Annotated in this window: 7 protein-coding genes; all 7 read right to left on the bottom strand. The window is 66.8% G+C overall.

The window, feature by feature from the left end; translation table 11 throughout:
• Positions 1-139: 139 nt before the first annotated feature.
• Entirely contained in the window at positions 140-1,363 is a 1,224-nt protein-coding gene (locus tag DFR43_RS11740; protein WP_133598914.1) for an HDOD domain-containing protein, read from the bottom strand.
• Positions 1,364-1,366: 3 nt separating this feature from the next.
• The gene (locus DFR43_RS11735) at positions 1,367-2,689 is read right to left on the bottom strand and encodes a flagellin N-terminal helical domain-containing protein (protein WP_133598912.1); all 1,323 of its coding nucleotides are present in this window, start codon (positions 2,687-2,689) and stop codon (positions 1,367-1,369) included.
• 14 nt (positions 2,690-2,703) lie between these two features.
• Positions 2,704-4,716 (bottom strand): flagellar hook-associated protein FlgK, encoded by a 2,013-nt coding sequence (gene flgK / locus DFR43_RS11730; RefSeq protein ID WP_133598910.1) that lies wholly within the window; start codon positions 4,714-4,716, stop codon positions 2,704-2,706.
• Positions 4,717-4,728: 12 nt separating this feature from the next.
• Positions 4,729-5,622 carry a flagellar assembly peptidoglycan hydrolase FlgJ gene (gene flgJ / locus DFR43_RS11725; RefSeq protein WP_133598908.1) on the bottom strand — a complete coding sequence of 298 codons (894 nt, stop codon included), beginning with the start codon at positions 5,620-5,622 and terminating at the stop codon, positions 4,729-4,731.
• A gap of 1 nt (position 5,623) precedes the next feature.
• A complete protein-coding gene (locus DFR43_RS11720; RefSeq protein ID WP_133598906.1) occupies positions 5,624-6,766 on the bottom strand; it encodes a flagellar basal body P-ring protein FlgI in 1,143 nt (380 codons plus the stop codon).
• Positions 6,767-6,831: 65 nt separating this feature from the next.
• Positions 6,832-7,524: a flagellar basal body L-ring protein FlgH gene (locus tag DFR43_RS11715; protein WP_133598904.1), complete on the bottom strand. Its 693-nt coding sequence runs from the start codon at positions 7,522-7,524 to the stop codon at positions 6,832-6,834.
• A gap of 28 nt (positions 7,525-7,552) precedes the next feature.
• Positions 7,553-8,335, bottom strand: a complete 783-nt coding sequence (gene flgG / locus DFR43_RS11710) for a flagellar basal-body rod protein FlgG (RefSeq protein WP_133598902.1) — start codon at positions 8,333-8,335, stop codon at positions 7,553-7,555.
• Positions 8,336-8,347 lie beyond the last annotated feature (12 nt).

Here is an 8,347-nt window from a genome sequence, read left to right as displayed (position 1 = left end):
GACGGCTCAGCATCTGCTTCGATCCCGTCATGTGAAACGATATTGACCCTCAACTCGTCGCCACGAACGAGTGGGCGGGGTAGTGCAGAGGTTCCCTACGGCGCCAGGGCCGGGCGCGCCTGCGCGGGGTTTTTTCGGCTTACAGCGTGTTGCGCCAGCCGGCAATGGTGCGGATGAGGCTGCGGTTGACGTGGTCGAGGGGGAAGGCGGCCGCTTCGCACAAGGCAGGCAGCCGTTGCAGTTCCTCGAAGTGCTCCATGCGGCGCGCGATGTCGAGGTAGATGTGATAGGGGCCCGCCTCGCGCAGGAGGGCGTCGCCCATGGCCTCGGAGATGGGAATGCGCTTGAGGGCGGCGTTCAGGGGTTCGTTCGTGAGCCGGTCGAGCGCGGAGAACAACCCCGTCACGTAGATTTCGGTCCGCAAATCGCGCTGCAAACCCGCTTCCATGAGGTGCTCCATGAGCCGGGCGCGCAGCACCAGACCCAGTCGCACGGGCAGCAGTTCCCTGTCGCCGGAAGCGCCGGGCATGAGTTCGAGCATCCAGTCGCGCAGCCGCCGCTGCCCCAGCAGCATGAGGGCTTGGCGCACGGTGGTCACTTCGCGCGAGGCGCCAAACACGGGGGAGTTGACCAGCCGCAGGGTGCGGAATGTCAACACGGCGTCCCGGTGGATGAGGTCTTCCACCGTTTCCATGGAGGCGTCGCGCATGAGGGCCTGCTGCACGCGCACCAGCGTGAGCTTGTCCACGGGCACGCCGTAGCGCTGGTGCTGGCGCAGCACGTCGTCCACGGGCCAGCCGCACAGGCCCCAGGCGCTGCGGTCGTCCAGGCAGTGGATGGCCAGCTCGCGCTGGCCGATGTCGCGGTAGAGCTGTTCGCGCAGGATGGGGCTGTCGGCCGGGCGACCGGCACGCATCTGCTGGGCCACATGGAGGGCCTGGGCCGCTTGCTCGGGCCACAGGTGCAGCAGGTAGCGGTGCACGCCCTGCCCGATCGGCGGCAACGGCTTGGCCCGCGCCAGTGGCGCATCCTGCACCAGCCGGTGGCCCATGCGGTGGGCATAGGCCACGGCCTCCACCAGCCCGGGCGGTATCTGGTCGCCATAGTCGGGCAGTTCCAGCCAGACGTGCTCGTGGGGGTTGACCGAAAGGGCCTCGCGCAAAAACCCGGTTTCGGCAAACGACACCACGACGAAAGGCGAATCGGCCGACAGTTCTTCCGAAATCAGGTGCAGCAGTTGCGCCGCGCTGACGGACTCGGGATGCACGGCCCGCACCCGAAGGCGCACGCCGATCAGTTGCCGCTTCGCGCCCCAGATGGGTTGATAGGCAAAAGCGACATGTTCAAGCAGGTTCAAAGCCATACATCACGCAATGTACTGGAACAGCGTGAGTCTTTGCACCTGTGCGTAGGATTGAAGCGCCGCCTGCAGGCCCAGCTGCTGGGTCTGGAATTGGGAAATGCCTTTGACCATGTCCAGGTCGGTGAGGTTGGACAGTTCTTTCTGGCCCGCCACGGAACGGTCTTGCAGCAGGCCCTCGATGCTGTCGGCCCGCCGCAGCAGCTCGCCCAAGCGGCCGCGCACCAGCAGCAGGCGGTCTTGCCCGGCCTGCAGTTCGGCGTGAACGGCATTGAACACTTGCGTGCGGCGGGTGCTGCTACTGTCTTCCAAGGCGTCGATGGCGCGCTGCAGGGTGGCAAACAGATCGCCGTTGCGGCTGGGCCGCAGATCGAACTGGGCCAGCGGGCCGCCTGGGGTGGCCGGTGCGGTGAACGAGCCACTGAGCACGATGTCGAAGCCATAGTCCTCGGGCGGTGCGTCTCTGCCGACCGACACCGCGCTCGCCCCCAGGGCCTGGCGCAAATCGACCGTCTGGCCGGGCACGACCGGCCCGAGCGCGATCGAGCGGATCGGGGCCGTCTCGTCGGAGCGGTAGATGTCCAGGGTGGCATTGGCGCCGTCCCAGTTCACCTGGACGCTGAATTCACTGAACGCTGGCGGGTCGGCATAAAAGCCGGTGGCCATCAGGTCGTCCATGTTCCGGATGGCGATGCCTTCGGCCAGCACGTTGCCGCTGACGTGCTCGACCTCGAAATAGCCATCGCCCGTGGGCACGCGCATGAGCGCGAAGCGGCCATCGACGCGATTGGGCAGCCCCGTCTCGGTGGGGGCGGCCTGGCCGGCAATGGCCTGGTACACCACCCCGCTGTTCGGTCCGTCGTACAGGTCGAGGAATGGCCGCCCCAGCACATTGGTCACGCCCAGGCCGCCCAGCAAGGCGTTGCCTTCGGCGTCTTGCGTGTTGGCGAGGTTGAGCAACTGCTCCCGCAAGCCCCGCATTTCGCGGGCAATGCTGAGGCGGTCGCTCGCCGACAGGGCGCCGTTGCCGCCCTGGACCAGCAGTTCCTTGAAACGCGCCAGCACGTCGTCCATTTGGCCCAGAGTACTTTCGGCCTGGACGAGCCCGGAGCGGGCGCGCTCCAAGGCGCGCAAATCGGCTTCGGTGCGCATGAGGCGGTTGCTTTCGCGCTCGGCCAGCGTGGCGGCCACCGGGTCGTCGCTGGCGCGCAGCACGCGCTTGCCCGCGGCGAGCTTTTCCTGGGTGGCGACGAGCTCGGCGCTGCGCTGGTTGATGCGGTTGATGGTGGCATCGTAGCTGTTGGCGGTGCTGACGCGGGTCAGGGACATGGCCGTTCCTTAAATCACCGGAAGGTGGACAGCAGGGTGTCGAAGATCGACTGGATGCTCTGCAAATACTTGGCCGCGGCCTGATAGGCCTGCTGGAATTGCAGCAAACGGGCCGCCTCTTCATCCAGGTTGACGCCGGCCTGGTTGGCCCGCGCCGATTCGGCCTGATCGGCCACCCGGGTGGCGAACTCGCTGTCGGCCTTGGCCACCTGGATGCTGGATGAGACGGCGGCAAACACGGGAATGTAGCCGTCGGAGAGGGTGTAGCCGTCCAGCGCATCGAGGTCGCGCAAAGCCAGCAGGGCCTGGCCATTGCCGGCATTTTGGCGCATGTCGGTGCCCGCGGCGCTGCGAATGGTGAAGGTGTCGCCATCGGTGGGCGCCCCGCGCAGCACCAGCCGCAGCGGTGCCTGGCCGGCCACCTCCAGGATGATTTCCTGTCCGGACGTGAAGGCATACGGCCCGCCCGGCGGCGTGAGGGTGTTGCCCGCCGGGCTTTGCACCGTCACCGCCGCTGCCGGTGAGGTGGCCGCCACCGTGAACTGCCCGGCGGCGTTGAAGCTGATGGCAATATCGGACTGGGGCAGAGGCCCACCGAGCGCCACCGGCACCCGGTACAGGGCCTCCACCTCCAGGGTGTCGGCGTTGCCGGTGCCGGCTTCGATGAGCACCGGGCTGGCCACGGCCAATTGCGAAGGCGAGGTCAGCGCCACGCTGACCTGAGCGGCCACGCTCGCAAACGGCCGCAACACGAACTGGTCCCCCGCCACGCCGGTGGCGCTTTGCGTCAGCCGCAGGCCGTCGAAGGTGAGGAAATTGTTGGGCGCGGCCGGGAAGGTGGCCGTCACCGGGCTGGTGGCCGAAAATTCGCCCGTGCCCGGGTCGAAATAAGCCCCGTCACTGACACGCCGGATGACCACCTGGTCCGCGCCCACATATTGCACGGCGTAGTCGGAGGCTTTGAAGCGCGTGGGCGCATCGGCGGCCGGGTCCACCGACACGCTCAGGGCCGCGGTGGAGGTCGGGGTCAGCCGCGTGACGGCCGTGCCGAAGCTCACCGGGTTGAAGAAGTCGCGGCCCGGCTCGCCATTGAGGTCCAGCCCCGCCGCGTGCTGGCGGTTGAACAGCTCGATGGTGGACAATGCCATGCGCCCGAGTTGGTTGCGCACGTCGGCCACGTCGTCGTTGTAGAAGGTCAGCGCCCCTTTGAGCTGGCCACCGGCCAGCAAGCCCTCGTTGATCACCGCTTCGGCACTGCCAAAGCCGATGGTGTAGCGACCGGCCGCATTGATGCTTTCCGAGCCCACCAGCGGCGTGGACCGATTGCCCAACACCACGGGCACGCTGCTGCCGACAAAGACGGTCAGCGAACGGTCATCGGCCTCCAGGGTGTTGACCTGCACGATCTTGTTGAGCTCGGCCACGAGCTGGTCGCGCTGATCCAGCAGATCGTTGGGCGTGCGCCCGGTGGCAAAGGCATCGACGATGCGCTGGTTCAGGCTGGCGATGCTGGCGGTCAGGCGATTGGCCTGGTCGATGCCGGCCTCGATCTGCACGCGGGTCGTCACCCGCAATTCTTCGAGCTGGCGCGCGGTCTGGTTCAGGCGACTGGCAAATTCGGCCGCTCGGGTCAGCACCACGCCGCGGGCGGTCTGGTTGGTGGGCGAGGCCACCACATCGGCCCACGCGTTCAAAAAACCGTTGAGCTGCCGCCCCATGCCGGCTTCGCCCATGGGAAACAACTGCTCTAGCGTCTGCAGCCGCTGGTAGCGGGTGTTGGCCGCCGCGGCCGAAGCGGCGCTGAGGTTGGCCTCCCGGGTGAGGAACTGGTTGAACGAGCGCTCCACCGCGGCCACCTGCACCCCTTTGCCGAAGTAGCCGTTGCCAAACATCTGGCCCGGCACCTGCTCCAGGCTCACCCGCTGGCGCGAGTAGCCCGGCGTATTCACATTGGCAATGTTGTGCCCGACGACCTGCAAGGCGGCCTGGTTGGTGGTCAGGGCGGTGACGCCGACGTTGAATGACATGGCGGTCTCCCTTTAACCCAGCGCCCGCTTGACGTTGAGGGTGGTGTTGATCACGCGGCTGAGCTTGTCGGCATAGCGCGGATCGGTGGCATAGCCAGCGGTTTGCAACTGCTCGGCAAAGGCGCGGGCCGAGTGCAGGTTCTCCATGACCTGGCTGTAGCGCGGGCTCTGGCTGATGAGGCGGGCATAGTCCCGGAAAGATTCGGCGTAGGAATCGTAGGCCCGGAAGCGAGCCGTGACCTTGCGCGGCACGCCGTTGATGTACTCGGTGGTGGTGATTTCGGCCACCCGTCCTTTCCAAGACGGCCCCGCCTTGATGCCGAACAGGTTGAAACTGTTGGAACCATCGGCATGGCGAATCTCGCTGCGCCCCCAGCCGGTTTCGTGCGCCGCCTGTCCGATCATGAAGCTGGCCGGGATGCCGGTTTCGCGCTGCACTTGCAGCGCCACCTGCCGGTGCTGCGCCACGAAGGCCGCCTGTGTGGGCGTGGGCTGGGGCACATCGCCGGCCGGCGCCTGCACGCGGGCCGCCCTGTTCGGCACGGATGCGGCAGCCCCTCCTGAGCCGTTGGCCGGCCCAGGCTGGACATGCTGCATCAACTGGCGCTCGATCATCTCGCTGAGGCCACCCGGCAACCCGGTCATCTTCAGCGCCCACTGCTCGTCGAGCAACTGGGTGCCAAGGTCGCTGCCCTCGTTGTCCATCAACCCACTTTTCATCGACGCCTCGCGCATGCTCTTGAGCAATTCACGCATGAACAGCGCTTCGAACTGACGAGCGGTTTCTTTCAGCGCCGCGCGGTCGTCGCGCCCGGCCAAGGCATGGAGCGCATCGAGCGATTTGGCATCGACCGCCAGCCCCCGCTGGGCCGACAGCGACAGGGTCGAAGACGGATCGAGGCTCATGTCAGATCACCTCCAGCTCGGCCTTGAGGGCGCCGGCCGCGCGCATGGCCTGCAAGATGGCCACCAGATCCTGCGGCGTGGCCCCCAGCGCATTGAGTGCCTTGACCACATCGCTGAGCTGCGCCGACGCCTCGACCTTGATCAGCGCCCCGCCTTCCTGGCTGACCTGGATGTCGGCCCGCTCGGTGACCACCGTCTGCGCCCCCGGCGGCGCGAACGGCCCCGGCTGGCTGACCTGCGGCGTGGAGCTGATGCTGACCGACAGGTTGCCGTGCGCCACCGCCGCGGCTCCCAGCGTCACGGCCTGGTTCATCACCACCGAACCCGTGCGCGAGTTGACCACCACCCGCGCCACCGGGCGCGCCAGCTCCAGGGGCAATTCCTCGATATCGGCCAGGAAGGCCACACGGGCGTTCGGGTCCAGCGGCGCGCGCACCCGCACCAGCCGCCCATCGAGGGCTTGCGCCGTGCCCTCGCCCATGGCGCTGTTGATGGCCTGCGCCACCCGCCGCGCCGTCTGAAAATCGGAGGCATTCAGATTCAGATCGACCGTCTCGCCCAGCAACAAGGGGGTGGGCACGGTGCGCTCCACCTGCCCGCCACCGGGTATGCGCCCCACGCTGAGGTGGTTGATGGTGACGCTGCTGCCCCCGGCGGCGGCACCCGCCCCACCGACGAGCAGATTGCCCTGGGCCAAGGCATAGATCTCACCATCGACGCCGCGCAATGGCGTGGTGATGAGCGTGCCGCCGCGCAATGACTTCGCGTTGCCGATGGAGGAGACCGTCACGTCGATGGCCTGCCCCGGCCGGGCAAACGCCGGCAACTGGGCCGTCACCAACACGGCCGCCACGTTGCGCGGCTGAAAATTGGCGCCGGGCGGCAGGGTGATGCCCAGCTGCTGCAAGTAGTTGTTGAGCGTCTGCCCGGTGTAGGGCATCTGGGAGGACTGATCCCCCGTGCCATCGAGGCCCACCACCAGGCCATAACCGGTGAGCTGGTTGGTGCGCACGCCTTGCACGGCGGCCACATCCTTGATGCGCGTGGCCTGCGCCGGCGCCGACCAAGCAGTCAGGGCCGCCAGTCCAACGACAGCCAGAACCCGCCGCACGCGGGAGACAGGGGCAAAGAAAAATCGGTTCATGTGAGCCTTTCCCGTGGCCTCCAAACCCAGCCACGCCAAGCGCATGAACCGATTGTCGAAAAACTTTAGAACGGCAAAAGCGTCAAAAAGAAGCGGGAAAGCCAGCCAAATGTCTGCGCATCGTTCTGCGCCCCACGCCCGCGCGAGAGCACGCGCACATTGGCCACCTGGGTGGACTGCACCGTGTTGCCGGGCCGGATGGTGCGCGGGTCCACCGTGCCCGAGAACTGCAGCACGTCCACGTTCTGGTTGACGCCGATCTGCTTCTCGCCCACCACGACCAGGTGCCCATTGGGCAGCACCTCGGTGACCACGGCGGTGATGTTGCCGGAAAACGTGTTGGTGGCCTGGGTGGAGCCGTCGCCTTTGAACGTGTTAGACGAACCGGCCGAGGCATCCAGCCGGCCCAAGGTGCCCGCGCCGATGAATGGAAAGGCCGAGACGCCGGCGCTGAGCTCGGAATTGCGGTTGACCGCGGTATTCGACTGCTGCGACGCCGACAGGCGCTCCGTGATCTGGATGGTCAGCGTGTCGCCCACCAGGCGGGCGCGATGGTCCTCGAAAGCGGGCCGGTAGCTGGCTGGCGTGAACAGGCTGCCGGTGACGCCTGCCGGCGGCGTGGCCTGCAACTGGGGATAGGCCAATTTCTCGGGGGCTTTGACCAAATCCACGTCCGGCACTTGCGACAGGTTGGCACAGCCGGCGAGCATGGCGGCCACCGTGGCGATGGCAGCCCCTGCGATGCGATGCGAAGTCATGGCAAATCTTCCTGGTTAGCCCCCGCCTTCAGAGCTGCGAGAGGCGCTGCAGCATCTGGTCGGAAGTCTGGATGGCCTTGGAGTTGAGTTCGTAGGCGCGCTGGGTCTGGATCATGTTGACCAGTTCCTGCACCACATTGACGTTGGAGCTTTCCAGATAGCCCTGGAGCACCGGCCCCAGCCCTTCGGTGCCGGGCTGCCCCACGTTGGGCTCCCCGGAGGCGGGGGTTTGCGTGAACAGGTTCTGCCCCCGGGGCTCCAACCCCGCCGGGTTGATGAATGAGGCCAACTCGATCACGCCGGCCTGCTGGGGCTGGGGGTTGTTGCCCACCAGCACGGTCACCTCGCCATTGGTGGAGATGGTGATGCTGCGCGCCTCGGCCGGAATGGTCACGCCGCCCAGCACCGGATACCCGCTGGTGGTGACGAGCTGCCCCTGCGCGGTGAGCTTGAAAGTGCCGTCGCGCGTATAGGCGATGGTGCCGTCGGGCATCTCGATTTGGAAGAACCCGTCGCCATTGATGGCCACGTCCAGGGTGTTGCCGGTCTGCTGCAGATTGCCTTGGGTGTAGGTGCGTGCGGTGGCCACGGTGCGCACGCCCAAGCCAATCTGCAAGCCGGTGGGCAGCTCGGCCTGTTCGGCGGCGGCCGCCCCCACCTGGCGCAGGTTCTGGTAGATCAGGTCTTCGAAGATGGCGGTGCCACGCTTGAAGCCTGCCGTGGAGACGTTGGCCAGGTTGTGGGCAATCACGTCCAGCTGCGTTTGCTGGGCCTGCATGCCGGTTTTGGCGATGTGCAAGGAATTGATCATCACGACGCTCCT

It is taken from the genome of Tepidicella xavieri (genome assembly GCF_004363315.1).
GTDB classification, from domain to species: domain Bacteria; phylum Pseudomonadota; class Gammaproteobacteria; order Burkholderiales; family Burkholderiaceae_C; genus Tepidicella; species Tepidicella xavieri.
Note: the sequence above shows the minus strand (reverse complement) of the source record. Positions and strands in the feature narration are given on the sequence as shown.

Bases quoted from the DNA above. Each gene is read 5' to 3' on its own strand.
- DFR43_RS11720 (WP_133598906.1), bottom strand. From the start codon at position 6,766: ATGAACCGATTTTTCTTTGCCCCTGTCTCCCGCGTGCGGCGGGTTCTG.
- DFR43_RS11735 (WP_133598912.1), bottom strand. From the start codon at position 2,689: ATGTCCCTGACCCGCGTCAGCACCGCCAACAGCTACGATGCCACCATC.
- DFR43_RS11715 (WP_133598904.1), bottom strand. From the start codon at position 7,524: ATGACTTCGCATCGCATCGCAGGGGCTGCCATCGCCACGGTGGCCGCC.
- flgG (WP_133598902.1), bottom strand. From the start codon at position 8,335: ATGATCAATTCCTTGCACATCGCCAAAACCGGCATGCAGGCCCAGCAA.
- DFR43_RS11740 (WP_133598914.1), bottom strand. From the start codon at position 1,363: ATGGCTTTGAACCTGCTTGAACATGTCGCTTTTGCCTATCAACCCATC.
- flgK (WP_133598910.1), bottom strand. From the start codon at position 4,716: ATGTCATTCAACGTCGGCGTCACCGCCCTGACCACCAACCAGGCCGCC.
- flgJ (WP_133598908.1), bottom strand. From the start codon at position 5,622: ATGAGCCTCGATCCGTCTTCGACCCTGTCGCTGTCGGCCCAGCGGGGG.